Source organism: Snodgrassella sp. ESL0324 (assembly GCF_013344955.1).
In the GTDB taxonomy this organism is placed as follows: Bacteria; Pseudomonadota; Gammaproteobacteria; order Burkholderiales; family Neisseriaceae; genus Snodgrassella; species Snodgrassella alvi.
Genome location: NZ_JAAEDS010000016.1, coordinates 162,920 through 188,733 on the forward strand (window position 1 = coordinate 162,920; position 25,814 = coordinate 188,733).

The window sequence follows — 25,814 nt, forward strand, 5'->3', positions numbered from 1 at the left end:
AACTGTCCTCACTTAACCAGCTTTATTTAGAGTAAAACTCTACCACCAGCTGTTCATTAATATCGCCACTCAATTCAGTGCGATCTGGCATGTTTTTGAAAACACCTTCCAGCTTGCCTTCTTCAACAGAAACCCAGCTTGGTAAACCAATCTGACTGGCAAGACTGAATGCTTCCTGAATTCGCACCTGTTTTTTGGCTTTTTCGCGAACAGCAACCACATCACCAGCTTTCACCTGAAAAGAAGGGATGTTTACAACCTGACCGTTCACGGTAATGGCTTTGTGAGATACCAACTGACGGGCTTCGGCACGAGTAGAGCCAAACCCCATACGGTATACCACGTTGTCTAAACGAGATTCCAACAACTGAAGCAGCAATTCACCAGTCGAACCTTTACGACGGGCTGCTTCAGCAAAATAACGGCGGAACTGACGTTCTAACACACCGTAAATACGGCGGATTTTCTGTTTTTCACGTAATTGCAGACCATAGCCGGACAAACGCGGTTTTTTTGCGCCATGCTGGCCGGGAGCAGAGTCTAGTTTACATTTTGAATCCAGAGAGCGACGTGCACTCTTCAGAAACAGATCTGTGCCCTCACGACGGGCTAATTTACATTTCGGGCCGGTATAACGTGCCATACTCAAATACTCCTGTTAGATACGACGTTTTTTAGGTGGCCGACAACCATTGTGTGGCAATGGAGTAACGTCTGTAATACTGGTAATCTTGAAACCAAGAGCGTTGAGCGCACGCACAGAAGATTCGCGACCAGGACCCGGCCCTTTAATGCGAACTTCCAGATTTTTTACGCCATACTCTTGGGCAACTTTACCAGCTGCTTCTGCCGCAACCTGAGCGGCAAATGGTGTGCTCTTACGTGAACCTTTAAAACCAGCACCGCCAGAGGTAGCCCAAGATAATGCATTGCCCTGACGGTCAGTGATAGTAATGATGGTATTATTGAAAGATGCATGTACATGCACAATACCTTCACTTACGGATTTACGTACTTTCTTGCGCACACGAGCTGTGTTTGCTTTAGCCATTATTATTCCTTATCAATTATTTCTTGCCTGCGATCGCTTTACGCGGACCTTTACGCGTACGCGCATTGGTACGGGTACGCTGACCACGGCACGGTAAACCACGACGATGACGCAGACCACGATAACAGCCCATGTCCATCAGACGTTTGATGTTCATGGTTACTTCACGGCGCAGATCACCTTCCACATGGTATTTGGCAATCTGTTCACGCAAAGCATCAAGCTGAGTCTCGTCTAAATCTTTTACTTTAGTGCTCGGCACAACGCCGGCAGCTTCGCAAACCAGTTTAGCGCGAGACGAACCAATACCATAAATAGCCTGAAGGCCAATTACGATATGGGCATTGTTAGGGATATTTACCCCTGCAATACGAGCCATATTTTTTCCTTAGGGCAAAAGTCTGTCACTATAACACAAAGACTTATGGTTATCCATTAGCCTTGGCGTTGTTTATGACGAGGGTCAGTACAAATCACGCGTACGACACGATTACGACGAATGATTTTACAATTACGGCAAATTTTCTTTACCGATGGCTGAACGCGCATATTATTTCCTTTCTACTCTTAGCGGGCGCGGAAAACGATGCGGGCACGAGTCAAATCGTACGGAGTCAATTCCACAGTCACTTTATCACCGGGTGAAATACGAATGTAATGCATGCGCATTTTTCCGGAGATATGACCTAAAACGACGTGATCGTTTTCAAGTTTAACTTTAAAAGTTGCGTTGGGCAGGGTTTCAAGAATTTCACCCTGCATTTGTATGGTATCTTCTTTAGCCATAATACTTAACGACGTGATGATAATGATTTCATCGCAGAACGCTTCATCAGATGTTCATACTGACTGCTCATTACGTAAGAAGCGATTTGCGTTTTAAAATCCATGGTCACCACCACCAGAATAAGTAGTGAGGTGCCACCTAGGTAGAAAGGTACATTCATCGCAGAAGTCAGCACTTCCGGAATCAGGCACACGATAGCAATATAAATTGCGCCCCAAAAGGTCAAACGCAATACAACTTTCTCCAGATAACGACTGGTTTGCTCACCAGGCCGGATACCCGGAACGAAAGCACCACTTTTCTTCAGATTTTCTGCCATTTCCCTTGGACTGAACACCAAAGCCGTATAGAAATAACAAAAGAAGATAATAGTAGCTGCAAATAACAAAATATAAACAGGCTGACCATGCTGCAATAATGTAGCCAGTTTCTGTAACCAACTATCCGGATTTGCCGAACCAAACCAGCTTAACAGAGTAGAAGGAAACAAAATAATACTGGATGCAAAAATTGGCGGAATAACCCCGGCCATATTCAGTTTGAACGGCAGATGAGAGTTTTGCGCCTGCATAATACGATTACCTACCTGACGTTTGGCATATTGCACGGGTACTTTACGTTGTGCACTTTCAATATATACAACAGCATATATCAATGCCAGCGCACCAACAATCAGTGCAACAGCCATCAGATAACTAATTGATCCCTGACTGGTTAATGTCAGCAAACGACCAATACCGGCAGGCAGACTGGCTGCAATACCGGCGGTAATAATCAGCGAAATACCATTACCTATACCACGTTCAGTAATTTGTTCACCCAGCCACATCAGAAACATGGTTCCTGTAACCAGACAAACCATAGTTGAGAAATAAAACTCAATCTGACCGGAAACTACTACATTTTGCTGGTAAACAAATGCAGCAGCACCAAAGCTTTGCAAAGTGGCCAGCAAAACAGTACCGTAACGGGTATATTTGGTCAAAGTACGGCGCCCCGCCTCACCTTCTTTTTTTAGAGCCTTCAATGAAGGAATAATTTCAGAAGCAAGCTGAATAATAATTGAGGCTGAAATATAGGGCATCACACCTATTGCAAAAATACTGAACCGTTGCAGAGAACCGCCGGAAAACATATTAAGCATACTTAATATGCCCCCGCCGGCACTTTCATACAATTTGGTCAAAGCAGCACCATCCACACCGGGCACTGGAATATGTGAACCGATGCGGAATACAACCAACGCACCAAGTAAAAATAACAGACGATTTTTTAAATCACCGAACTTTGAAAGTCCTGTTGCGGATTGCGGATTAGCCACTTGAGTCCTTGCCTTATTCTGCTACTTTACCACCGGCAGCTTCAATGGCCTGTTGCGCACCTTTGGTGGCCTTAATACCATTTAAAGTTACCGCCTTATCAATACTGCCTGATGCAATAATTTTAACATTCAGAGCAGTAGCAGGCACCAGTCCTGCCTGTTTCAGAACTAAAACATCAATTTCATCAACTGCAATTTTAGCCAGTTCATCTAAACGCACTTCTGCATTCAGATTAGCAGTCAGAGATTTAAAACCGCGTTTCGGCAGCCGGCGTTGCAAAGGCATCTGACCGCCTTCGAAACCGACTTTATGATAACCACCTTTACGGCTTTTCTGACCCTTATGGCCTCGGCCACAAGTTTTGCCTAAACCGCTGCCAATGCCACGACCTACACGGCGAGCCGCGTGTTTAGCACCTTCAGCAGGTTGAATGGTATTCAAAAGCATGTTACTTCTCCACTTTCAAAAGGTAGCTGATTTTATTGATCATGCCACGATTTTCGGGGGTATCAAGCACTTCAACAGTATGCTCGCGGTGACGTAAGCCTAAACCGCGTGCACAGGCACGATGAGCAGCAATAGTGCCAATCAGGCTTTTAACCAGTGTAATGCGTATGGTTTTTTGCTCACTCATGATCTGCTCCTAAAATTTCTTCTACGGTCAGGCCACGTTTAGCAGCAATCTCAGCCGGCGTATACAGCTTAGACAATCCGTCCAGAGTTGCGCGAACAATGTTGTATGGATTGGTTGAACCATGTACTTTAGCAGAGATATTATGAATACCCATTGCATCAAATACCAAACGCATTGGACCACCAGCTTTCACACCATTACCTTCTTTGGCCGGTTGCATGAATACACGTGTTGCACCATGGCGACCAATTACTTCGTGATGAATGGTACGTCCATTTAAAGGCACTTTGATCATATTGCGGCGGGCTTGATCCATAGCTTTCTGTACAGCCACAGGTACTTCTTTAGATTTACCTTTGCCCATACCAATGCGACCATCGCCATCACCTACTACGGTTAAAGCCGAGAAGGCCATAATGCGGCCACCCTTAACCACTTTGGTCACACGGTTTACGGCAACCATTTTTTCAATCAGGCCGTCACCGCGTTCTTCAGTTTCGTGTTTTGCCATATTTCTGGTCTCCAGTTTATTAGAAGCTCAAACCGTTTTCACGGGCTGCCTCAGCCAAGGCTTTAACGCGACCATGGTATTGAAAACCAGAACGGTCAAAAGCCACTGCATCAATGCCGGCCGCTTTGGCTTTTTCAGCAATGCGTTTGCCAACTACAACAGCAGCATCTACATTGCTACCATATTTAATGCTGGCACGAACATCAGCCTCAAGAGTAGAGGCCTGAGCCAGTACTCGGTCACCTTCAGCGCTAATAACCTGGGCATAAATGTGATTATTGGTACGGAAAACGCACAATCTCACTTTGTTCAGGGCTGCAATTTTGGCACGGGTTTTACGTGCTCGACGCAGTCTTGCTACATTTTTATCCATCAGTGAGCCTCAATTATTTTTTCTTGGTTTCTTTAATAACGACACGCTCATCAGCATAACGTACACCTTTACCTTTATAAGGTTCCGGCGGACGGAATCCACGAATTTCAGCGGCCACCTGCCCTACTACCTGTTTATCTGCACCGGCAATGATTACCTCGGTAGCAGAAGGAGTAGTAGCAGTAATACCTTCAGGCAATTCGTAATTAATCGGATGAGAGTAACCTAAAGAAAGATTCAATACTTTACCCTGAGCCTGAGCGCGATAACCCACACCAATCAGTTGCAGCTTTTTCTCAAAACCATTGCTCACGCCCACAACCATATTGTGCAATAAAGCACGAACTGTACCGGATAAAGCATTTGCTTTTGTACTGTTATCATTGGCGGTAACAACCAGCTGACCATCATTCAATGCTACATTCACTTCAGCGTGCTGATGCAGAGACAATTCGCCGTTTTTACCTTTAACAATGATAGCCTCTGGAGAAAACTTAACGTCAACGCCAGCCGGAACCACTACCGGATGTTTTGCAATTCGAGACATGTTTTCTCCTTAGGCAACTACGCACAATAACTCACCGCCAATACCATTGGCACGGGCTTTACGGTCAGTCATTACGCCTTTAGAAGTGCTCACAATCACAACGCCCAAACCATTCATTACAGAAGGAATGTCGTTGGAACCTTTATACACACGCAGACCAGGACGTGATACGCGCTGAATGCGCTCAATTACCGGCTGACCAGCATAGTATTTCAATTGTATTTCCAATGTCGCCTTGGTTTCAGCAGATACGGCGAAATCTTCTACGTAGCCTTCTTCTTTCAAAACTTTGGCAATTGCTACTTTCAGTTTTGAAGAAGGCATACTTACAGAGACTTTATTCGCACGCTGAGCGTTGCGAATACGGGTCAACATATCGGAAATAGGATCATGCATACTCATATTTTATACTCCTATTACCAGCTGGCTTTGATGACACCCGGAATTTCACCACGCATGGCGATTTCACGGATTTTGGTACGGGCCAAGCCGAATTTACGGAAATTACCACGCGGACGACCGGTCAAAGCGCAGCGACGACGTTGACGAATCGGAGCAGCATTACGCGGAATAGCCTGCAGTTTCAGACGTGCCTGAAAATGTTCTTCATCAGTCGCGTTAGCATCATTGATGATGGCGAAAATGGCTTCACGCTTTGCAGCATATTTTTTTGCCAAAGCTTCACGCTTCAGCTCACGATTAATAAGTGCTTTCTTAGCCATAATTAACCCTTAAACGGAAATTTGAACAGAGACAGCAGTGCTTTGGCTTCTGCGTCAGTTTTGGCAGTAGTGGTAATAGTAATATTTAAACCACGCAAAGCATCAATTTTATCGTATTCAATTTCCGGGAAAATAATTTGTTCACGCACGCCCATGTTGTAATTACCACGACCGTCGAATGATTTACCATTTACACCGCGGAAGTCACGTACACGCGGCAAAGCGATTGCAATCAGACGATCCAGAAATTCATACATACGATCACGGCGCAAAGTTACTTTGCAGCCAATCGGGTAATTATCACGGATTTTAAAGCCTGCAATTGACTTGCGTGCTACAGTTACTACTGGTTTCTGACCAGCAATCTTTTCCAGATCACCAACTGCATGTTCCATTACTTTTTTATCGGCAACCGCTTCACCAACACCCATGTTGAGGGTAATTTTTTCAATACGCGGTACTTCCATGATAGATTTGTAACCGAACTGTTTGGTCAACTCAGGAACAACAGTAGTGTTATAAAAGTCTTTTAAACGAGCCATTGATTACTCCTTAAGCTCCCACGGCGGCACCGGTAGATTTATATACACGGGTACGCACTACTTTGCCGTCTACAGTTTCTACTTTGATACCTACGCGGTCAGCTTTTTGGGTTTCCGGATTGAAAATCGCTACATTGGAAATAGCCAATGGCGCATCTTTGGTGATTACACCACCTTCAATCCCACGCATGGGGTTAGGTTTCTGGTGACGTTTAACACGATTTACGCCGTCAACAATCACTTTATCACCCAAAACACGCACTACTTTACCCTGTTTGCCCTTATCTTTACCGGCAATAATGATCACCTGATCACCAGTTTTAATCTTTTTCATTGCAACCTCACTTACAGTACTTCAGGAGCCAATGAAACGATTTTCATGAATCGCTCAGTACGTAGCTCACGGGTTACCGGGCCAAAAATACGGGTACCAATTGGTTCCAGTTTGGTATTCAACAGCACGGCTGCATTGTTATCAAATTTGATCAGTGCTCCGTCATTACGACGCACACCTTTAGCTGTACGCACTACCACAGCGTTATATACATCGCCCTTTTTAACGCGACCACGGGGAGCTGCGTCTTTTACGGCCACTTTAATAATGTCGCCTACAGATGCGTAGCGACGCTTAGATCCACCTAATACTTTGATGCACATTACGCGACGCGCACCAGAGTTGTCAGCCACATCTAAGATGGTCTGCATTTGAATCATGTTATTACCTTTAAAAATCCAACTTAATTTACCGCTTTCAGTCAGCCTGTTACCACTTAATAGCTGTCTGAAACCATTAACGGTTCTAGTAAACCAGTCTTGGGTCCCGAAGGGAGAGTTCCGGCGACTGCCGGAGACTTTCAAGAAACTGAAAGTTAAGGAACGAAGTTTACAGACAATATCTGATTGTCGCAAGACTTCGTTCCCTAATTGCAGCACATTGTTGTGTTAATTACACATTACGTGCTTTCTCAATCAGCTCAGTTACAACCCAGCTTTTGGTTTTTGACAACGGGCGACCCTCGGAAATGACAACAACGTCACCAATACCGTATTGGTTTTGCTCATCGTGCGCATGGATTTTAGTAGAACGACGGATTACTTTACCATACAGCGGGTGTTTCACTTTACGTTCCACCAATACTGTTACAGTTTTATCCATTTTGTCGCTCACGACTTTGCCCTGCAAAGTACGTACGTTTTTAGCTTCAGTCATTATTCACCATCCTTCTGATGCAAAATGGTTTTTACACGAGCAATATTACGACGCACTTTTTTCAGCTCACTGTTTTTACCCAGCTGGCCGGTGGCGTGCTGCATACGCAAACCAAACTGCGCTTTCAACAGACCAACCAGTTCTTCGTTTAACTGCTCAACAGATTTGTCTTTCAATTCACTGGTTTTCATTATTGACCTACCTGGCGTTTAACAAATACAGTCTGAATCGGCAATTTGGCTGCAGCCAGTTCAAAAGCCTGACGAGCCAATGTTTCATCAACACCGTCCATTTCGTAGAGCATTTTGCCCGGCTGGATTTCAGCAATGTAATATTCCACATTACCTTTACCGCCACCCATACGAACCTGAATTGGTTTTTCAGTAATAGGTTTATCCGGGAATACGCGGATCCAGATACGACCGCCACGTTTAATATGACGGGTCATTGCACGACGTGCTGCCTCAATCTGGCGTGCAGTCAAACGACCGCGACCCACAGCTTTCAGACCAAAATCACCAAAGCTAACTTTATTGCCACGAGTAGCAATACCGGTGTTGCGGCCTTTTTGCTGTTTGCGGTATTTCATTCTAGTTGGCTGCAGCATTTCGACCACCTGCCTTTCTGCTGTGTTTCTTGTCCTGTTCCGGCTTAGCCTGAATTTCACCCGGTGTCAGTTCACCTTTGTAAACCCAGACTTTGATACCGATAATGCCATATGTAGTTTTGGCTTCGCTGGTAGCGTAGTCAACATTGGCACGCAGGGTATGCAAAGGCACACGACCTTCACGATACCATTCGGTACGCGCAATTTCGATACCGTTCAGACGACCTGAAGACATAATTTTGATGCCTTTGGCGCCAACGCGCATAGCATTCTGCATAGCACGTTTCATGGCACGACGGAACATAACGCGTTTTTCCAGTTGTCCGGCAATATTGTCCGCAATAATTTGCGCATCGATTTCCGGTTTACGGATTTCTTCGATGTTTACATGCACCGGCACGCCCATGATTTTCTGCAAATCACGTTTTAATACTTCAATGTCTTCACCTTTTTTACCGATTACAATACCAGGACGGGCACTGTAAATGGTAATACGTGCAGATTTTGCCGGACGTTCAATTACCACGCGACCAACAGAAGCATTTGCAAGACGTTTGCGTAAAAAATGACGTACGTCGATATCTTCTTTCAGCACTTTGGAAAAGTCGCCGCTTTTGGCAAACCACTTGGAAGACCAATCTTTATTCACTGCCAGGCGAAAGCCTGTAGGGTTAATTTTTTGTCCCATCGCTTTTCCTTAGTTGCCTACAATCACGTTGATGTGACAAGTTTGTTTTTCGATGCGGTTACCACGACCTTTAGCACGTGCCTGAAAACGTTTCAGACTCGGACCTTTATCGATATAAATAGTAACCACTTTCAGTTCATCGATATCAGCACCTTCGTTGTGTTCGGCATTGGCTACTGCAGATTCCAGTACCTTTTTAATCAGTTCAGCACCTTTTTTCGGGCTGAATGTCAAAATATTCAACGCTTGGGCAATATCTTTACCACGTACCAAATCAGCTACCAGACGGGCTTTTTGTGCTGAAATACGGGCATTTTTGTGTTGTGCACTAACTCTCATGTTTTATCCCTTATTTTTTAGCCTTCTTATCAGCCAAATGGCCCTTGAAGGTACGGGTCAATGAGAACTCACCCAACTTATGACCAACCATATTATCGCTGATAAATACAGGCACGTGGGTACGGCCGTTGTGTACAGCAATGGTCAGACCGATAAAATCAGGCAGAATAGTGGAACGACGTGACCAGGTTTTAATCGGGCGTTTGTCGTTATTAGCACGAGCCGCATCGACCTTTTTCAGTAAATGCAGGTCGACATATGGGCCTTTTTTTAATGAACGAGCCATATCAGTTAACCTTTATTTGAGTAACGGCGGCGAACAATCATATTGTTCGTGCGTTTATTACGACGAGTACGATAGCCTTTAGTCGGTGTACCCCATGGGCTAACCGGTTCACGAGCTTCACCTGTACGACCTTCACCACCACCATGCGGGTGGTCAACCGGGTTCATCACAACACCGCGTACGGTCGGACGAATGCCACGCCAGCGTTTAGCACCGGCTTTACCCAGTTTTTGCAGGCTTTGTTCTTCATTGCCTACTTCACCAATGGTGGCACGGCAGTCAACATGAATTTTACGTACTTCACCTGAACGCAGACGCAGCTGTGCATATACGCCTTCTTTTGCCAGCAATACAGCAGATGCACCGGCTGAACGGGCAATCTGTGCGCCTTTACCCGGTTTCATTTCGATACAATGAAGAGTTGTACCTACCGGAATATTGCGGATTGGCAGATTATTACCAGCTTTAATTGCAGCTTCAGAACCGGAAACCAATACGGCACCTACCTGAACATTACGCGGCGCAATAATGTAACGGCGTTCACCATCTGCAAAACACAATAACGCAATATGAGCGGTACGGTTCGGATCGTACTCAATACGTTCTACTTTAGCAGCGATACCGTCTTTATCATTACGTTTAAAGTCAACAATACGGTAATGGTGTTTGTGACCACCACCTTTATGACGGGTTGTAATGCGTCCGCCGTGATTACGACCGGCAGTTGAAGACTGTTTTTCTAATAATGGTGCATAGGGTGCACCTTTATGCAAGCCTTCCGCAACCACGCGTACCATGCCGCGACGGCCAGCAGAAGTCGGCTTCATTTTAACAATAGCCATAGTGCTTATTCCTTATCTGCAGAAGCGGCAGCAGATTCAATATCCAGCTCCTGTCCAGCCGCCAGGCTGACATAAGCTTTCTTAACATCGCTGCGCTTACCGATGGTACGGCCAAAACGTTTGTTTTTGCCTTTAATGATGGTTGTGGCTACAGAATCCACTTTCACATTAAATAATAGTTCCACTGCTGCCTTAATTTCAGGTTTAGTGGCATTCGGCAATACTCTAAACGTCATCTGGTTGCGTTTTTCAGCCAGCATGTTGCTTTTTTCGGAAACAACAGGAGCCAAGAGCACTTGCATTAAACGTTGTTGATTCATACCCATTGCTCCTCAAGTTGTGCAACTGCTGCTTTGGTAAGCACCACTTTCTTAAAGCGTAACAGATTGTACGGATCAGTTTGCTGTGCTTCCAGAACCAGTACATTCGGCAGGTTGCGGCTAGACAAGTAAACGTTTTCATCCAGCTGTTTGGTAATGAACAATACCTGCTCCATACCCAGATTTTTAACCTGTTCAGCAAATGCTTTGGTTTTAGGAGTAGCAGCAGATAATTCATCAATTACAAACAGGCGTTCATCGCGTACCAGCTGAGACAGAATGGCTGCCATACCCGCACGGTACATCTTACGATTTACTTTCTGGGTAAAGTTTTCATCTGGTTTATTCGGGAACGCACGACCACCACTGCGCCACAGCGGAGAAGATGTCATACCGGAACGGGCACGGCCGGTTCCTTTCTGACGCCATGGTTTTTTAGTGGAGTGTTTTACTTCGGCACGGGTTAACTGTGAACGGTTACCGGAACGGGCATTAGCCAGAAAAGCTGTAACCAGCTGGTGAACCAGATCTTCATTGTATTCACGTGCAAACAATGCGTCAGACGCAGCAACTGCACCTGCAACCTGACCCTGAGCATCAATTAATTTCAGTTCCATTACGCACCTACCTTCACGCTCGGACGCACGACAACGTCGCTGTTAACCGCACCGGGCACCGCACCTTTTACCAGCAATAACTGACGTTCGGTGTCTACGCGTACGATTTCCAGATTCTGAATGGTGGACTTAACGTTACCGTACTGTCCGGCCATACGTTTACCACGGAATACGCGACCCGGATCCTGTGCCATACCGGTTGAACCAGGCACACGATGAGAGCGTGAGTTACCGTGAGAAGCACGCTGAGAACCAAAATTGTGACGTTTGATGGTGCCAGAAAAACCTTTACCTTTACTGGTACCTGTAACATCAATTAACTGACCTGCTGCAAAAATGCCGACATTGATTTCAGCACCGGCAGACAATTCAGCCAGTTTTTCTTCAGAAACAGCAAATTCAACCAAGCCACGACCGGCTTCAACACCTGCCTTGGCAAAATGACCTGCCTGTGCCTTGCTTACGCGATTGGCTTTTTTCTGACCAAAAGTTACCTGTACGGCAGTGTAGCCGTCAGTAGCTTCGGATTTGAGTTGAGTGACGCGATTAGCAGACATATCCAGTACAGTTACCGGAACTGATGCGCCGTTCTCATCGAACACGCGCGTCATGCCTACTTTGCGCCCAACCAGACCTAAAGTCATAGTTATTTCCTTTTATAAAGGGACCAATTACGATTGATTGGCCTCGCACAAATAAAGAATCTTGCCGACGTAAAATCGGCAAGATGGCGATAGTATCATGTTTACTCTGCATGAATCAATTTTTTATGCAAGTAAAGCACGGATTTTTAGATAAAAAAACAACGTTTATGCCTTATACATGACTATTAGTCTGGATTTCGGGTATTTTTACTCTGCCTGAATATAAATATTATCTGGTTAATTCATCAGTAATACTTTGCAGAAACTGAAGTCGTTCAGGCTTCAGTTTCCCGTCAGCCGCAGCCTGTTTCAGTGCACAGCCCGGTTCCTGACGATGAGTACAATTATGAAAACGGCACTCCCCGATATACTGACGCATATCAGGGAAATAATGCAGCAGATTACTAACTGACAAATGATGTAAGCCAAATGCCTGCAATCCGGGCGAATCAATAAGCTGACTGTGTGCATCCAGATCATATAATTGCGCATGAGTCGTGGTGTGACGACCCGAATCCAGTGCCGCTGAGATATCACCTACCCGTGCCTGTTCATTACCCAGCAATGCATTGGTTAAAGTTGATTTACCCATACCTGACTGACCTAACAGGATTGCCCGCTCTCCCTGTAAATACTGACGCAACTCAGCTGCATTATATAAGGCACTAATATTGATTACCTGATAACCCAGACTCTGATAAAACGTCAATTTTTCGAGCCAAAGCTTATTTTGTGGTAAATCTGCCTTATTTAATACAATCAGTGGCGGTATATCCGCAGCCTCTGCAGCCAGTAATGCACGCTGCAATAATAATTCACTGGGAGTCGGTACAGCAGCCAGTACGATTAGCATAAGGGTAACATTGGCCGCAATGAGTTTACTGCGCGTAGCATCCTGCCGGTAAAGAAGGCTGCGCCGGGGTAAATAATCCTCAATTACAGCCTGCTGCTGATTGACATGATTAATATGGACTTCATCACCACAGGCAAAATCAACTCTTTTCTTTCGCGTAGTGGCTTCATAAGTTTTACCCGCATGTGTGCGCACCATGAAGCGGCGCCCGAAACTGGTAATAATCTGTGCTGTTAATAATTCATTCGCAGGCTGTGCCATTCTCAGTCTGCCTTTACGGCTGTTTGTAATGCCGCAATACGTTCCCGTGCTCCCGGATGCGAATCATAAAACCGCGAATACCAGATATCGCTAACCAGACTGGAGGCATTAGTACGATAAAGTTTAGTTAAAGCATGAATCAGATCATCGGCATTTGCATATTTTGCCGCAAAACGGTCTGCTTCAAATTCATTTTTACGGGACAAAACACTCGACAATGGTGAAAACGGAAAAGTAAATACGGGTAGCACCAGCATAAATAATAATAAAGCCATAGCATGACTGACTTCATGCACACCCAGACCAGTATAAAAACCAGTCTGAGGTAATAGCCAGCCCAAAATAGCAAAAATAATCAGAGCCAGTATAAAAGTAACAATCATTTGTTTGAATACATGTTTATGAGCAAAATGACCTAACTCATGAGCCAGCACAGCCTCAACCTCACTTATCTGCATATCTTTCAACAAGGTATCAAAAAATACAATGCGCTTATGTTTCCCCAGACCGGTAAAATAAGCATTACCGTGCCCGCTGCGTCTGGAGCCATCCATTACAAAAATACCATCACTCTGAAAACCAGTACGCTGCAACAAGTTTTCAATCCGGGTTCGCAATGCATCATCTTTCAATAGTTCAAATTTATTGAAAAACGGCGCAATCCACTTTGGAAAAGCCCACATCAGCAACAAGGAAAAACTGACCCATACCAGCCATACAGCCAGCCACCATGCGCCACCAAACCAGTGTGCGGCAATCAGAATCCGCATAAGCCACAGAATAATATACACTAAGGGCAAGCCAACAATAATGGCTAAAAGACTACCTTTAAACTGATCAGCAATAAAAGTAGCCATGGTCATTTTGTTAAAGCCAAATTTTGCCTCCAGACAAAAACTGCGGTACCAGGCGATCGGCCAGCCAAGAATCATATTAACCAAAGCAAACAGACCAATAAGCACAATTCCCTGTGCAATATCGTGCTGCACCCATTTCTGACTTAAATGCGCTAATAGATCAAGACCGCCACCAAGTGTGAATATTAGCAATAAGAATGCCTGAAACAGAATTTCATAACGAGCCAGACGCTGCTTGGCCAAAGTATAATCCGCTGCTTTTTGATGCTCTGCCAGAGACACACTTTGCACAAAAGCCGCTGGAACATGGCTACGATGTGCCAGTACAGCCTTACTTTGGCGAACAGAAAGATATAACTGACCACATATGCTGCAGATGAAAAATAATAAAAACAATATATAAATCGTTTGGGCAGAAAGATAAAACACCATAAAAATACTTTGTACCTGAAAATAATCATTTTAACGGAGTTTATCTGTTACTGGCTAAAAAGTGACTGAATAAACATCCTTCTATTTAAAATTAACATGATTATTTGACTGAATAATATATTATTACTGTATGTTGTCTTGTGATAATATCCGAAACTACTTACAGCATTACACAAATTATATTCAATTAGAATAATTGAAATTCAGTCTGTTCTGTGTTCTCCTAAAACAATTACTTTTGCCTGATTTTAGCTCTATATATAGGTAAAAAAATCAGCTTAACCTATCAGCCTTACCAGAAAGAAGCTAAAATCATATTTTATTATTAATCAAGATTAAGATATGCAAAACGCTAAAAATCTTGCGTGGCTGGATATGGAAATGACCGGATTAAATCCGGATACAGACCGTATTATAGAGGTTGCCATGATCATTACCGATAGTGACCTGAATATACTCGCACAGTCTGAAGTACTGGTAATTCATCAGCCAGACAGCATTATCGATCATATGGATAAATGGAATACCACTACGCATACCCGTACTGGTCTGGTAGATAAAGTAAAAGCTTCAACGCTAACAGAAGCTGAGGCTGAAGAAAAATTGCTGGCTTTTATCAGTGAGTGGATACCGGAAAAAGCCTCACCAATGTGTGGCAATTCCATTCATCAGGATCGCCGCTTTATGGTGCGCTACATGCCGCGACTGGAAGCTTACTTCCATTACCGCAATCTGGATGTTTCTACTCTTAAAGAATTAGCCAGACGCTGGAATCCTGCCATTGTCAAAGGTATAAGTAAAAAAGGTGCACATCAGGCTCTGGATGACATTAAGGAAAGCATTGAGGAAATGGCTTATTATCGCGAACACTTCTTAACAATACCTAGCTGATTTTGTATACTGCCCTATTTATCTTTGCTGAAATTAATTCCGGTTATGATCAATCCGTCCTGCCCCATTAATCAGACAGCCATTTGGGCACAATTGCATCAGCATCAGCGCAGCACCCGTTTCTTGCATATGCGCGACTTATTCCGTCAGCAGCCGGATCGTTTTGCACAAATGCATGAACAATTAAATGGTCTGTTACTGGATTACAGCAAAAACCGTATTACTGAAGATACGCTTGCATTACTGATTGAGCTGGCCAATATTGCAGATGTACGTGGCTGGACTGACAAAATGCGCCGCGGTGATAAAATTAATGTTAGCGAAAATCGTGCCGTATTACATACAGCACTCAGGCTACCGCCGCATGCTGAAGTGTATGTTGATGATCATAATATCGTACCGGATATCCATCGGGAACTGGAACGAGCCTACCACTTTGCCGAATCAGTGCGCAATGGTGAATATACCGGAGCTGGTAATGAGCGTATTACGGATATTATTAATATAGGTATTGGCGGATCTCATCTTGGTCCGGAAATGGTGACACTGGCCTTACGTCCGTTTCAGCAAACTGGTCTGAATATTCATTATGTTGCCAATGTTGACGGTGCCAACCTGATTCAGGTGTTAAATAAAGTTAATCCAGCCACAACCATTTTTATCATTGCCAGCAAATCTTTCACTACACCTGAAACTTTGCTGAATGCACAAACTGCACGTAACTGGTTTTTACAACAGGGAATGAGTGAAGCTGATATCAGCCGCCATTTTATAGCTATAACCAGTGCTGTTGATAAAGCACAGGCTTTTGGTATCACTTCGGATCATACATTCTCCATGTTTGACTGGGTAGGCGGCCGCTACTCTGTTTGGTCAACTATTGGATTATCAGTTATTTGCGCCATTGGTAAAGAAAACTTTCAGGATTTTCTTGCTGGCGGCAGAGCGATGGATGAACATTTTTTTCATGCACCGCTAAGACATAATATTCCGGTTTTACTCGGACTGATCGGATTGTGGTATCACACCTTTTATACCACAACCAGCCATGCAATCATTCCTTATGACCACGGACTGCGCCGTCTGGCTGCGCACTTGCAGCAGCTGGACATGGAAAGTAATGGAAAACAGGTAAGCCGTTATGGAGAACGGCTGGACTTTGATACTGGTCCGATAATCTGGGGTGAGGAAGGTGTTAACTGCCAGCATGCTTTTTTTCAATTACTGCATCAGGGACCACGACTGATTTCTTCCGATTTTATTGTTCCAGTTAACAGTTTTTATCATGTCAGTACCCAGCATAAAGTTCTTGTTGCTAATGCCTTTGCTCAAACTGAAGCACTGATGCGTGGCAAAACGCTGGCGGAAGCTTATGCCGAATTAATTGATCTGGATAACAAATCACGCGATATTATGGCTCCGCAAAAAGTATTTCCGGGTAATCAGCCATCTAATACTCTCTTAATAGATGAAATTAACCCGTTTAATCTGGGTATGCTGCTGGCCATGTATGAACATAAAGTATTTGTACAGGGTGTAATCTGGGGAATTAATTCATTCGATCAGTGGGGTGTAGAGTACGGAAAAGTTCTGGCTAAAAATATTGAACCGGAATTAAGTACTAATGATTCGCTACACCATGATGCTTCAACTAACGGCCTCATTGACTATTTCAGAAAACATCATCATGACACAAACCTTAATTGACATTACCACCAAACTGGATGAACTGGGACATACGGTAACCTGTGCCGAATCATGTACTGGGGGCTTGTTGGCAGCAGAACTAACTCGCCTGCCGGGTAGTTCAAATTGGTTTAATATGGGCTATGTCACTTATAGCAATCAGGCAAAAAAACAGTTACTTAATGTTAACGAAACAACTTTGCGCCATTATGGAGCTGTTAGTGAGGAATGTGTACGCGAAATGGCACTGGGTGCTCTGATTAATTCGAAAGCAAATTATGCTATTTCGATTTCCGGTATTGCCGGACCAACTGGAGGAAGTGCCGAAAAACCAGTTGGTACAGTATGGTTCGGGCTGGCAACCAAACAGCGTATCTGGGCTAAAAATTATCAGTTTAACGGTAATAGAGATACAATCCGCACTCAGGCTGTGGAATATGCTTTGCGTTTTTTACGTCAATATTTATACCGTTAAACCAGACTGTATACGTTATCAGAATCCAGCAGATAAAATAAAACTGACCGGTTTTTCACAGCCGGTCAGTTTTTCATTTCAAACAGAATTGAGAATCAACCATACTTATTCAATACGTTCACCATGGATACTCACATCCATTCCTTCGCGTTCTGAATCATGATCAATACGTAAACCGCGACATACAATTGCCACAATTTTAAGAATCAGATAAGTCATAATTACGCTGTATACAATTGTAATAGCCACATCTTTAATCTGAGCCAGCAGTTGACTACCTATAGTCGCCTCACCGCCAAAAATGGCGTTACTGAATAGCAAACCAGTTAAAATTGAACCAACGATACCGCCAAAGCCATGAATACCAAAAGCATCAAGCGAATCATCATAACCAAATCTGCGTTTTAAATACACTGCGGCAAAATAGGCAGCAACAGCCGTCAATACTCCGATTACCAATGCAGCCTGCGGACCGACAAACCCGGCAGCAGGTGTAATGCCTACCAGACCGGACACCGCACCAGAAGCCATACCCAATGCAGAAGGTTTATGTCCTGCCAGTTTTTCACATAACATCCACGTTAATGCTGCTGAAGCTGCTGCTATCTGAGTCACAGCCATAGCCATACCGGCAGAAGCATCCGCAGCACCAGCTGAACCGGCATTAAAGCCAAACCAGCCAACCCATAGCATCGCAGCACCGGTTAGAGTAAGTACCATATTATGTGGTGCCATTACATCCTTACCGTATCCCAGACGTTTACCAATCACCAGTGCAGCTACCAGTCCGGCAACACCGGCATTAATATGCACAACCGTTCCGCCGGCAAAATCCAGAACCGGAGTTTGTGTATCACTCATAAAGCCCCCGCCCCAGACCCAGTGACATATCGGCGCATAAACACAAGTAACCCAAAAACCGGAAAATAACAATAAGGCTGAAAATTTCAGACGTTCGGCAAAAGCACCTGTCACAATAGCCGTAGATATAATGGCGAAGGTCATTTGAAAAAACATGAATACTGATTCAGGAACAGTACCATCTCCATTAACAATAGTAGTCATTTCTCTGGTTTTATCCAGCCCCATACCACCAAGCATAAATCGATCCAAACCACCAATAAATGAATTACCCGGGGTAAAAGCTAACGAATAGCCTATTATCATCCACAGCACACTCACCAGAGCGGCAACGGCAAAGCTGTGCATCATGGTACCCAATACATTTTTTTTTCGTACCATTCCGCCATAAAACAATGCCAGACCCGGAACAGTCATCAGCAAAACCAGTACAGCAGAAGTCATTACCCATGCTGTATTACCTGCATTTATCTCTGACAGCGGTCGCCACCATCCGGACAAATCAGCAGCCAGTAGCGGCAATGGTAATAACAGAGCTGTCGTTACTACACATTTATCAATCAACTTCATTGTATTTCCCTTAATAATTATTCAGATTATTTATACAGCATCCGATCCGGACTCACCTGTACGTATTCGCACCACCTGCTCAACCGCTGAAACAAAAATTTTGCCGTCACCCACTTTACCTGTACTGGCACATGTCATTATCGCTTCAACAGCCCGCTCTACCAGATCATCCACGAGTACAATTTCTATTTTAATTTTAGGTAAGAAATCGACTTCATATTCTGCACCCCGATAGATTTCAGTATGTCCTTTTTGCCTGCCAAAACCTTTTACCTCACTGACAGTCATTCCTTGCACACCTATTTCAGCCAGTGCTTCACGTACATCATCCAGCTTGAATGGTTTAATCATCGCTGTGATTTTTTTCATATAACTCTCCTCTTTTCAGAATTTTTGAATGTTACTCATCAAGACAGTCTTAATGACATTCATCAAATCCAAATTGTTAATTCTGCAATTTGCAGCAAGCAAAAATTTTAATAACACCATACATCTTTATTTTAAATCTGCAAAGATGTATCAAAATTACTGAGGTATTTATCTTATTTTTTGCTAATGAATCCCTCAGACAAATGACATAATCAATCTGGTTGATATCGCCTATAGAACAAATAAAATAGTTATATAAACCATTTATATTTCAATTCTGCATATAAACTAATCAGTTCAATAGATATAAATACATATCAACTCCAGATGATATCTTTATCAGAAATTATATCTGACAGAATAAAAGTAGCAGATGAAATAAAATTACATTTATTATTCTTTTTGCATAAATAATTTCAATAGAAAACACACACATGTGACATACATTAAATATGCCGTATCAGGTATAATTAATCACGACAGTAAAAATAAATATATGCATTATTGAAACTTCATGTTTCTATCAAGAGGTCAACATGCTAATTTGCAATCCGTATGAAATCGTTATCCAGGGTATGACTAATAATAATAAACGTTTTCGTCCCAGTGACTGGGCTGAGCGTTTATGCGGGATATTGTCCTCTTTTGATCAGGGACATCGTCTGTCTTATCATCAATGGGTTCGTCCGATTCTGGTAGACAATATCCGCTGTGTTGCAGTAGATCGAAAATTAGAGCAGATCAGCGCTACTGCTTTTAATTTCCTGATGGATTTTGCCCGTGACAACGATTTACGTATTCTGGATTGCAAAGCCTTATTAGAAGAACAGGAGCATTCCCAAATTCCATTAAAAAATGCAATAAAACAGGAAAATTCTACACAGCAAACAGTTAATACCAACCAGACAATAGCAAACACATCAAAAAATATCATTACATCATTACGAGAACTTACACCAGAAGAAGATACGGTAGCATTCCCAGCACTACACCACCTTCATTCTTATATTCGTGGTATTGAACAATTTTTAGAACGGATACAGACACAACGAGCAGAAGGCTATCGTCTATTAGGTATATTTGAAGAAGGCAAACAAAATGCCGTTACTATTTGTGGCTTCCGCATACAAACAACTCTGATAGCTGGAAAACATTTGAATATTGAAGACCTGAGCAGTTACCATCAACTTAACGCTGACAATCATATTCATATGATATTAAACGAACTGAAAATAATTGCTCATCAAGAGCATTGTACTAGTATTCATGCGGTTTCCAGCGTAACAACAGACAACAACAATAAACATCATTTATATCTAAAACACGGTTTCACATTAGATAGCCACCAATTTACTTATCAATTAACTTGAACATCAAAATCTCAAATACACTCTAAATTAAAAAAGACAACTCCTAAATTGGTTTTGTCTTTTTTAATTTACAAAGCGGCTTTAATCAAAACTATTTATAAAAAGAATAAATTAACTTATTCGATAAAATTATCTTTTATGCAAACACTATCTAGCTCAAAATTATGAAGTCTTATCTTCACTTAAGAAATAAAAATAAAAGTGTACATGACTAAATATCGTTTACATTTATTCTAGAATAAAATTAAGTATTTTTTAAAGATGTAAGATAAGTATTAATGTAGCATTAGTACAACTAAAAAGTAATTTTAATAAACTAAATATAATTAGATTATCAAAATTAATACCATAGAATATGCTAATAAGGCAAAATGCTCCTTTTATTAACATAAATTAATAATAATGAAGAATAGTTTGATCACTCTTTCATTATTAAATTAAGGGGATTACATTTTGACAGCATATATTAAATTTTTATCCTGTTAGTTGATTAGTTCCATTGAACATCTAAAAAAAACAGCTCACAAAAGATCAAAAACCAAAAAAACTTGGGTTGGTAAAGAATTGTTGTATTAAAAAGAGTTAGAGAATTGATAAATGGATAAATTAAAAATGCACTCACTCAATAAGGTTAATGAAAATATAAAAAAAATCGGTACACAATTCCCGAACTGTATTACTGAACGCTTAAACCAACAGGGTGAAGTCGAATACGCTATTGATTTTGATATCCTCAAACAGGAGCTTTCTTCCGTTATTGTTACAGGTAGAGATGAACGTTATCAGTTTACCTGGCCAGATAAAAAAGAATCGATTCTACTGGCTAATGCCCCAATTGCTAAAACCTTACGGCCTTGCCGTGAAGAAAGTGTTGATTTTGATGATACCCAAAATTTATATATTGAAGGTGATAATTTAGAAGTACTAAAACTTTTACAAGAGACTTACCTTGGCAAAGTCAAAATGATCTATATCGATCCTCCATATAATACTGGTCATGATTTTGTCTATGAAGATGACTTTGCACAAAACACCTCAGAATACCTTGAAAATAGCGGACAATTTGATGATGAAGGCAATCGACTGGTAAAAAATCTGGACACCAACGGTCGATTTCATACTGATTGGCTCAATATGATTTATCCGCGTTTAAAACTTGCCAGAGACCTGTTAACTGATGATGGGGTGATTTTCATAAGTATTGATGACAATGAACATGAAAATTTAAAGAAAATTTGCGATGAAATTTTTGGAGCTCAAAATTTTGCAGCTTGTATTCCTTGGCAATCTCGTTTATCTATTCAAAATGATACTGATTTTAGTATAAACCATGAATATGTTCTAGTTTATGCTAAAAATCGTCGTTTTGAAAACAGAAGATTAAAAAAAAATAATGAAACAATCTGGTATCAAAAAAATTCTTTTGTTTTCCGCCCTCTCCCCTTAGATAAAAGCAAATTTGATAATCCTGATAATGACGCACGAGGACCATGGAAAGCTGATCCCTTTGATGCACCAAATGTACGTCCTAATCTTACTTATCCAATAATTAACCCAAATACGGGCGAACAACACCTACCTCCGGCAGGTAGACATTGGAGAATTTCTCCAGAAAAATTTTCTAGTGCTTTAGCTGATGGAAGAATAATTTTTGGAAAGCTTGGAACTGGACGTCCTCAAATGAAATCATTTTATGATGAAAAAAAAGATTTCGGTTCTATAGATAATAGTTGGTTTTCTGGTGAAAAAATAGGTACATCTACAACGGCAACAAAAGAGCTGCAGATGCTATTTAAAAAAATACCTTTTGACACTCCTAAACCGATAAGCTTTTTGACAAAGTTAATGATACTTGGCTTTCTTGAAGATAACGATATCATTTTAGACTTTTTTTCAGGCTCTGCCAGTACAGCTCACGCCATGATGCAACTCAATGCAGAGGATGGAGGCAATCGTAAATTTATCATGGTGCAGCTCCCGGAACCAACCGATGAAAAAAGCGAAGCTTATAAAGCCGGTTATAAAAATATCTGCGAAATTGGCAAAGAGCGTATTCGTCGTGCGGGTAACAAAATTGCCAAGGAAAACCCTCAGGCTAAATTCGATAAAGGCTTTCGCGTTTTAAAATGTGATAGCACTAATATGAAAGAGGTTTATTACAACCCTGCTGAGTACAATGCTGATCTTCTTGACGTACTGATTGATAATATTAAAGCCGACAGAACGCCAGAAGATTTACTGTTCCAGGTTATGCTGGATTTAGGTGTTTTACTCTCCAGTGATATCAAACAAACCACTATTGCCGGCAAAACCGTATTTAATGTTGCAGATAGCTTTTTAATGGCTTGTTTCGATACAGACATTAATGAAGAAATCATCACTGTTATCGCTAAACAAAAACCTTATTATTTTGTTATGCGTGACAGCTCTATGGCAAATGACAGTGTTGCCACAAATTTTCAACAAATCTTCAATACCTATAGCCCTGAAACCAAGAAAAAGGTGTTGTAATGAAATTTAATTTTAAAATTCAGCAATATCAAACCGATGCTATAAATGCAGTGATTCAGGTATTTAATGGGCAAGGTTATCAAAATAAGCTAAGTTATATGCGTGATTTAGGTAACGCACCTATTCAGACAAAATAACTTATGAAACTGATTCCGGTAATACGACAGATAACAACGGAATTGATATCGGTTTTAAAATTGATCTATATAAAAATTCAACTAAATGAATCCATAAAGAAATCGATGTGTGATATAGCTCAAATATCGATAGTTAACGGCATTTGCTTGTAATAATAAATCTTATATGGAGAAAATAACCAAAGACTTTGTAGTATTAGTGCAACTAAAAATACCATTTGAATCAGATAGATATTTTCAACCCAACAATATAATTAATAAAAAATGTGCTATTGAAATAAAATTAACGTTTAATTAACATATTTTAATACAAATGGGTGAGCAGCTCGTTCCTTCATTTAATTATTAAACTAAAGTGATGTCATTTTGACAGTGTATGGCAAATTTTTATCCTGTTAATTAGTCAGTTCGATATTAAACATTTAAAAAAATTTGCATTAGTAAAAAATCGTTGTATTAAAAATAGCTAGAGAATTGATAAATGGATAAATTAAAAATGCACTCACTCAATAAGGTTAATGAAAATATCAAAAAAATCGGTACTCAATTCCCGAACTGTATTACTGAACGCTTAAACCAACTAGGTGAAGTGGAGTACGCTATTGATTTTGATATGCTCAAACAGGAGCTTTCTTCCGTAATCGTTGCAGGTAGAGAAGAACGTTATCAGTTTACCTGGCCAGATAAAAAAGAATCGATTCTACTGGCTAATGCCCCAATTGCTAAAACCTTACGGCCTTGCCGTGAGGAAAGTGTTGATTTTGATGATACCGAAAATTTATATATTGAAGGTGATAATCTTGAGGTATTAAAACTATTGCAGGAAACTTACCTTGGCAAAGTCAAAATGATCTATATCGACCCGCCTTATAATACCGGTAATGATTTTGTTTATGAAGATGATTTTGCGCAAAGCTCATCAGAATACCTTGAAAACAGTGGGCAATTTGATGATGAAGGCAATCGACTAATAAAAAATATGGAAACCAATGGTCGCTTTCATACCGATTGGCTCAATATGATTTATCCACGTTTAAAACTCGCCAGAGATCTATTAACTGATGATGGTGTGATTTTTATTAGTATTGATGATAATGAAGTTGATAATTTAAAAAAAATTTGCGATGAAGTTTTTGGTTCAAGTAATTTTGTAGCAATAATAGCAAGAGAAGCGATTCGTGGAGGTAGTCAGTCTGCAGATATACGGCATGTAAATGATTATATAGTTTGCTTCACAAAAAACTATAATAGTGCAACTTTTTCAGGATTTGAAAAAGAAAAAATTGTATTAAATCTTGAAGATGAAAAAGGTAAGTATGCGAAAGGTAGGGAATTAAATAAATGGGGAGCGGGTTCTAGAAGAGAAGATGCTCCTGGTATGTGGTTTCCGATACCTGGGCCTGATGATTCACTAGTTTATCCTATTCGAAATGATGGTTCAGAAGGACGCTGGCGCTTAGGAAAAGCAAATATGCTGAAAAAGGTTGCTAATGGGGATGTAATTTTTGAAAAACGGAACGATAGCACATATATTGTTTATGAAAAAATAAGAAATAATGAAAATGGCATAAAACAGTTAACAACTTTATTTATTGAAAAATATGTAAATTCTCGAGGAACGGAAATCTTAAAAAAACTATTTGAAACAAACCTAGCAATATTTGATTATTCAAAGCCTGTGGAACTTATTCATGATTTGTGTATATTAGCTAATATAACGTGTGATGATATCGTCTTAGATTTTTTCTCGGGCTCAGCAACCAGTGCCCATGCTGTTATGCAACTCAACGCAGAAGACGGCGGCAACCGCAAATTTATCATGGTGCAGCTCCCGGAACCAACCGATGAAAAAAGCGAAGCTTATAAAGCCGGTTATAAAAATATCTGCGAAATTGGCAAAGAGCGTATTCGTCGTGCGGGTAACAAAATTGCCAAAGAAAACCCTCAGGCTAAATTCGATAAAGGCTTTCGCGTTTTAAAATGTGATAGCACTAATATGAAAGAGGTTTATTACAACCCTGCTGAGTACAATGCTGATCTTCTTGACGTACTGATTGATAATATTAAAGCTGACAGAACGCCAGAGGATTTGCTGTTTCAGGTTATGCTGGATTTAGGTGTTTTACTCTCCAGTGATATCAAACAAACCACTATTGCCGGCAAAACCGTATTTAATGTTGCAGATAGCTTTTTAATGGCTTGTTTCGATACAGACATTAATGAAGAAATCATCACTGTTATCGCTAAACAAAAACCTTATTATTTTGTTATGCGTGACAGCTCTATGGCAAATGACAGTGTTGCCACAAATTTTCAACAAATTTTCAATACCTATAGCCCTGAAACCAAGAGAAAGGTGTTGTAATGAAATTAAATTTTAAAATTCAGCAATATCAAACCGATGCTGTAAATGCAGTGATTCAGGTATTTAATGGGCAAGGTTATCAAAATAAGCTAAGTTATATGCGTGATTTAGGTAACGGACCTATTCAGACAAAA

The 25,814-nt window shown here is 41.4% G+C and carries 37 protein-coding genes; 7 read left to right on the forward strand and 30 right to left on the reverse strand.

The window, feature by feature from the left end; translation table 11 throughout:
- Positions 1 to 22: 22 nt before the first annotated feature.
- The 28 genes from rpsD to GYY70_RS11280 form a co-directional block, all read right to left on the reverse strand.
- Positions 23 to 643 (reverse strand): 30S ribosomal protein S4, encoded by a 621-nt coding sequence (gene rpsD / locus GYY70_RS11145; RefSeq protein WP_025331687.1) that lies wholly within the window; start codon positions 641 to 643, stop codon positions 23 to 25.
- Between the two features lie 15 nt (positions 644 to 658).
- Positions 659 to 1,051 carry a 30S ribosomal protein S11 gene (rpsK, locus tag GYY70_RS11150; protein WP_025331688.1) on the reverse strand — a complete coding sequence of 131 codons (393 nt, stop codon included), beginning with the start codon at positions 1,049 to 1,051 and terminating at the stop codon, positions 659 to 661.
- Positions 1,052 to 1,067: 16 nt separating this feature from the next.
- A complete protein-coding gene (gene rpsM / locus GYY70_RS11155) occupies positions 1,068 to 1,430 on the reverse strand; it encodes a 30S ribosomal protein S13 (RefSeq protein ID WP_025331689.1) in 363 nt (120 codons plus the stop codon).
- Between the two features lie 56 nt (positions 1,431 to 1,486).
- Positions 1,487 to 1,600, reverse strand: a complete 114-nt coding sequence (rpmJ, locus tag GYY70_RS11160) for a 50S ribosomal protein L36 (protein WP_003697674.1) — start codon at positions 1,598 to 1,600, stop codon at positions 1,487 to 1,489.
- Between the two features lie 18 nt (positions 1,601 to 1,618).
- Positions 1,619 to 1,837 (reverse strand): translation initiation factor IF-1, encoded by a 219-nt coding sequence (infA, locus tag GYY70_RS11165; protein WP_003684714.1) that lies wholly within the window; start codon positions 1,835 to 1,837, stop codon positions 1,619 to 1,621.
- A 5-nt stretch (positions 1,838 to 1,842) separates the two neighbouring features.
- Positions 1,843 to 3,159 (reverse strand): preprotein translocase subunit SecY, encoded by a 1,317-nt coding sequence (gene secY, locus GYY70_RS11170; protein ID WP_025331690.1) that lies wholly within the window; start codon positions 3,157 to 3,159, stop codon positions 1,843 to 1,845.
- Between the two features lie 13 nt (positions 3,160 to 3,172).
- On the reverse strand, positions 3,173 to 3,607 hold the full coding sequence (gene rplO / locus GYY70_RS11175) for a 50S ribosomal protein L15 (protein WP_025331691.1): 435 nt from the start codon (positions 3,605 to 3,607) through the stop codon (positions 3,173 to 3,175).
- Position 3,608: 1 nt separating this feature from the next.
- Entirely contained in the window at positions 3,609 to 3,794 is a 186-nt protein-coding gene (rpmD, locus tag GYY70_RS11180; RefSeq protein ID WP_025331692.1) for a 50S ribosomal protein L30, read from the reverse strand.
- On the reverse strand, positions 3,787 to 4,305 hold the full coding sequence (rpsE, locus tag GYY70_RS11185; RefSeq protein WP_025331693.1) for a 30S ribosomal protein S5: 519 nt from the start codon (positions 4,303 to 4,305) through the stop codon (positions 3,787 to 3,789). Before rpsE ends, rpmD begins: the two co-directional genes overlap by 8 nt.
- 19 nt (positions 4,306 to 4,324) lie before the next feature.
- The gene (gene rplR, locus GYY70_RS11190; protein ID WP_025331694.1) at positions 4,325 to 4,678 is read right to left on the reverse strand and encodes a 50S ribosomal protein L18; all 354 of its coding nucleotides are present in this window, start codon (positions 4,676 to 4,678) and stop codon (positions 4,325 to 4,327) included.
- Between the two features lie 13 nt (positions 4,679 to 4,691).
- A complete protein-coding gene (gene rplF / locus GYY70_RS11195) occupies positions 4,692 to 5,225 on the reverse strand; it encodes a 50S ribosomal protein L6 (protein WP_025331695.1) in 534 nt (177 codons plus the stop codon).
- 9 nt (positions 5,226 to 5,234) lie between these two features.
- Positions 5,235 to 5,627, reverse strand: a complete 393-nt coding sequence (gene rpsH, locus GYY70_RS11200) for a 30S ribosomal protein S8 (protein WP_025331696.1) — start codon at positions 5,625 to 5,627, stop codon at positions 5,235 to 5,237.
- Positions 5,628 to 5,641: 14 nt separating this feature from the next.
- Positions 5,642 to 5,947, reverse strand: coding sequence for a 30S ribosomal protein S14 (rpsN, locus tag GYY70_RS11205; RefSeq protein WP_025331697.1), 306 nt, complete (start codon positions 5,945 to 5,947; stop codon positions 5,642 to 5,644).
- 2 nt (positions 5,948 to 5,949) lie between these two features.
- Positions 5,950 to 6,489 (reverse strand): 50S ribosomal protein L5, encoded by a 540-nt coding sequence (gene rplE / locus GYY70_RS11210; RefSeq protein ID WP_025331698.1) that lies wholly within the window; start codon positions 6,487 to 6,489, stop codon positions 5,950 to 5,952.
- Positions 6,490 to 6,499: 10 nt separating this feature from the next.
- Positions 6,500 to 6,823 (reverse strand): 50S ribosomal protein L24, encoded by a 324-nt coding sequence (rplX, locus tag GYY70_RS11215; RefSeq protein ID WP_025331699.1) that lies wholly within the window; start codon positions 6,821 to 6,823, stop codon positions 6,500 to 6,502.
- 11 nt (positions 6,824 to 6,834) lie between these two features.
- Entirely contained in the window at positions 6,835 to 7,203 is a 369-nt protein-coding gene (rplN, locus tag GYY70_RS11220; RefSeq protein WP_025331700.1) for a 50S ribosomal protein L14, read from the reverse strand.
- Between the two features lie 232 nt (positions 7,204 to 7,435).
- Positions 7,436 to 7,699 (reverse strand): 30S ribosomal protein S17, encoded by a 264-nt coding sequence (rpsQ, locus tag GYY70_RS11225; RefSeq protein WP_025331701.1) that lies wholly within the window; start codon positions 7,697 to 7,699, stop codon positions 7,436 to 7,438.
- Positions 7,699 to 7,890, reverse strand: coding sequence for a 50S ribosomal protein L29 (rpmC, locus tag GYY70_RS11230; protein ID WP_025331702.1), 192 nt, complete (start codon positions 7,888 to 7,890; stop codon positions 7,699 to 7,701). The genes rpsQ and rpmC overlap by 1 nt, the downstream gene beginning before the upstream one ends.
- On the reverse strand, positions 7,890 to 8,306 hold the full coding sequence (gene rplP, locus GYY70_RS11235) for a 50S ribosomal protein L16 (protein ID WP_037394618.1): 417 nt from the start codon (positions 8,304 to 8,306) through the stop codon (positions 7,890 to 7,892). Before rplP ends, rpmC begins: the two co-directional genes overlap by 1 nt.
- Positions 8,290 to 8,994 carry a 30S ribosomal protein S3 gene (rpsC, locus tag GYY70_RS11240; RefSeq protein WP_037394614.1) on the reverse strand — a complete coding sequence of 235 codons (705 nt, stop codon included), beginning with the start codon at positions 8,992 to 8,994 and terminating at the stop codon, positions 8,290 to 8,292. The genes rplP and rpsC overlap by 17 nt, the downstream gene beginning before the upstream one ends.
- A 9-nt stretch (positions 8,995 to 9,003) precedes the next feature.
- A complete protein-coding gene (gene rplV / locus GYY70_RS11245; protein ID WP_037394611.1) occupies positions 9,004 to 9,333 on the reverse strand; it encodes a 50S ribosomal protein L22 in 330 nt (109 codons plus the stop codon).
- A 10-nt stretch (positions 9,334 to 9,343) separates the two neighbouring features.
- Complete coding sequence (gene rpsS, locus GYY70_RS11250; protein WP_025331704.1) at positions 9,344 to 9,619, reverse strand: 30S ribosomal protein S19; 276 nt, start codon at positions 9,617 to 9,619, stop codon at positions 9,344 to 9,346.
- 5 nt (positions 9,620 to 9,624) lie between these two features.
- Positions 9,625 to 10,461, reverse strand: a complete 837-nt coding sequence (gene rplB, locus GYY70_RS11255) for a 50S ribosomal protein L2 (protein ID WP_037394606.1) — start codon at positions 10,459 to 10,461, stop codon at positions 9,625 to 9,627.
- A gap of 5 nt (positions 10,462 to 10,466) precedes the next feature.
- Positions 10,467 to 10,781 (reverse strand): 50S ribosomal protein L23, encoded by a 315-nt coding sequence (rplW, locus tag GYY70_RS11260; RefSeq protein WP_025331706.1) that lies wholly within the window; start codon positions 10,779 to 10,781, stop codon positions 10,467 to 10,469.
- On the reverse strand, positions 10,778 to 11,398 hold the full coding sequence (gene rplD / locus GYY70_RS11265; RefSeq protein ID WP_025331819.1) for a 50S ribosomal protein L4: 621 nt from the start codon (positions 11,396 to 11,398) through the stop codon (positions 10,778 to 10,780). The genes rplW and rplD overlap by 4 nt, the downstream gene beginning before the upstream one ends.
- Entirely contained in the window at positions 11,398 to 12,042 is a 645-nt protein-coding gene (gene rplC / locus GYY70_RS11270; protein WP_037394597.1) for a 50S ribosomal protein L3, read from the reverse strand. Before rplC ends, rplD begins: the two co-directional genes overlap by 1 nt.
- Before the next feature lie 229 nt (positions 12,043 to 12,271).
- Positions 12,272 to 13,156 (reverse strand): ribosome small subunit-dependent GTPase A, encoded by an 885-nt coding sequence (gene rsgA / locus GYY70_RS11275; protein ID WP_174832405.1) that lies wholly within the window; start codon positions 13,154 to 13,156, stop codon positions 12,272 to 12,274.
- Between the two features lie 2 nt (positions 13,157 to 13,158).
- Positions 13,159 to 14,445 (reverse strand): M48 family metallopeptidase, encoded by a 1,287-nt coding sequence (locus tag GYY70_RS11280; RefSeq protein ID WP_174832406.1) that lies wholly within the window; start codon positions 14,443 to 14,445, stop codon positions 13,159 to 13,161.
- Positions 14,446 to 14,787: 342 nt separating this feature from the next.
- On the opposite strand from GYY70_RS11280, the gene orn reads away from it, so the two are divergent.
- The 3 genes from orn to GYY70_RS11295 are packed head-to-tail and all read left to right on the forward strand — an operon-like array spanning position 14,788 to position 17,497.
- Positions 14,788 to 15,336 carry an oligoribonuclease gene (orn, locus tag GYY70_RS11285; protein ID WP_078475446.1) on the forward strand — a complete coding sequence of 183 codons (549 nt, stop codon included), beginning with the start codon at positions 14,788 to 14,790 and terminating at the stop codon, positions 15,334 to 15,336.
- A gap of 45 nt (positions 15,337 to 15,381) precedes the next feature.
- A complete protein-coding gene (pgi, locus tag GYY70_RS11290; RefSeq protein WP_100116894.1) occupies positions 15,382 to 17,043 on the forward strand; it encodes a glucose-6-phosphate isomerase in 1,662 nt (553 codons plus the stop codon).
- Positions 17,024 to 17,497 carry a CinA family protein gene (locus GYY70_RS11295; RefSeq protein WP_025331711.1) on the forward strand — a complete coding sequence of 158 codons (474 nt, stop codon included), beginning with the start codon at positions 17,024 to 17,026 and terminating at the stop codon, positions 17,495 to 17,497. The genes pgi and GYY70_RS11295 overlap by 20 nt, the downstream gene beginning before the upstream one ends.
- Positions 17,498 to 17,602: 105 nt before the next feature.
- Here GYY70_RS11295 and GYY70_RS11300 read toward each other — a convergent pair whose 3' ends face one another.
- Positions 17,603 to 18,928 carry an ammonium transporter gene (locus GYY70_RS11300; protein WP_174832407.1) on the reverse strand — a complete coding sequence of 442 codons (1,326 nt, stop codon included), beginning with the start codon at positions 18,926 to 18,928 and terminating at the stop codon, positions 17,603 to 17,605.
- Positions 18,929 to 18,958: 30 nt separating this feature from the next.
- Entirely contained in the window at positions 18,959 to 19,297 is a 339-nt protein-coding gene (locus GYY70_RS11305) for a P-II family nitrogen regulator (RefSeq protein ID WP_025331713.1), read from the reverse strand.
- A gap of 536 nt (positions 19,298 to 19,833) precedes the next feature.
- Here GYY70_RS11305 and GYY70_RS11310 point away from each other — a divergent pair.
- The 4 genes from GYY70_RS11310 to GYY70_RS11325 all read left to right on the forward strand — a co-directional run bounded on the left by GYY70_RS11310 (position 19,834) and on the right by GYY70_RS11325 (position 25,680).
- The gene (locus tag GYY70_RS11310) at positions 19,834 to 20,667 is read left to right on the forward strand and encodes a DUF3579 domain-containing protein (protein WP_174832408.1); all 834 of its coding nucleotides are present in this window, start codon (positions 19,834 to 19,836) and stop codon (positions 20,665 to 20,667) included.
- Between the two features lie 597 nt (positions 20,668 to 21,264).
- A complete protein-coding gene (locus GYY70_RS11315; RefSeq protein ID WP_174832409.1) occupies positions 21,265 to 23,178 on the forward strand; it encodes a site-specific DNA-methyltransferase in 1,914 nt (637 codons plus the stop codon).
- The gene (locus GYY70_RS11320; RefSeq protein ID WP_174832410.1) at positions 23,178 to 23,315 is read left to right on the forward strand and encodes a hypothetical protein; all 138 of its coding nucleotides are present in this window, start codon (positions 23,178 to 23,180) and stop codon (positions 23,313 to 23,315) included. Before GYY70_RS11315 ends, GYY70_RS11320 begins: the two co-directional genes overlap by 1 nt.
- A 481-nt stretch (positions 23,316 to 23,796) precedes the next feature.
- Positions 23,797 to 25,680, forward strand: coding sequence for a site-specific DNA-methyltransferase (locus tag GYY70_RS11325; RefSeq protein ID WP_174832411.1), 1,884 nt, complete (start codon positions 23,797 to 23,799; stop codon positions 25,678 to 25,680).
- Positions 25,681 to 25,814 lie beyond the last annotated feature (134 nt).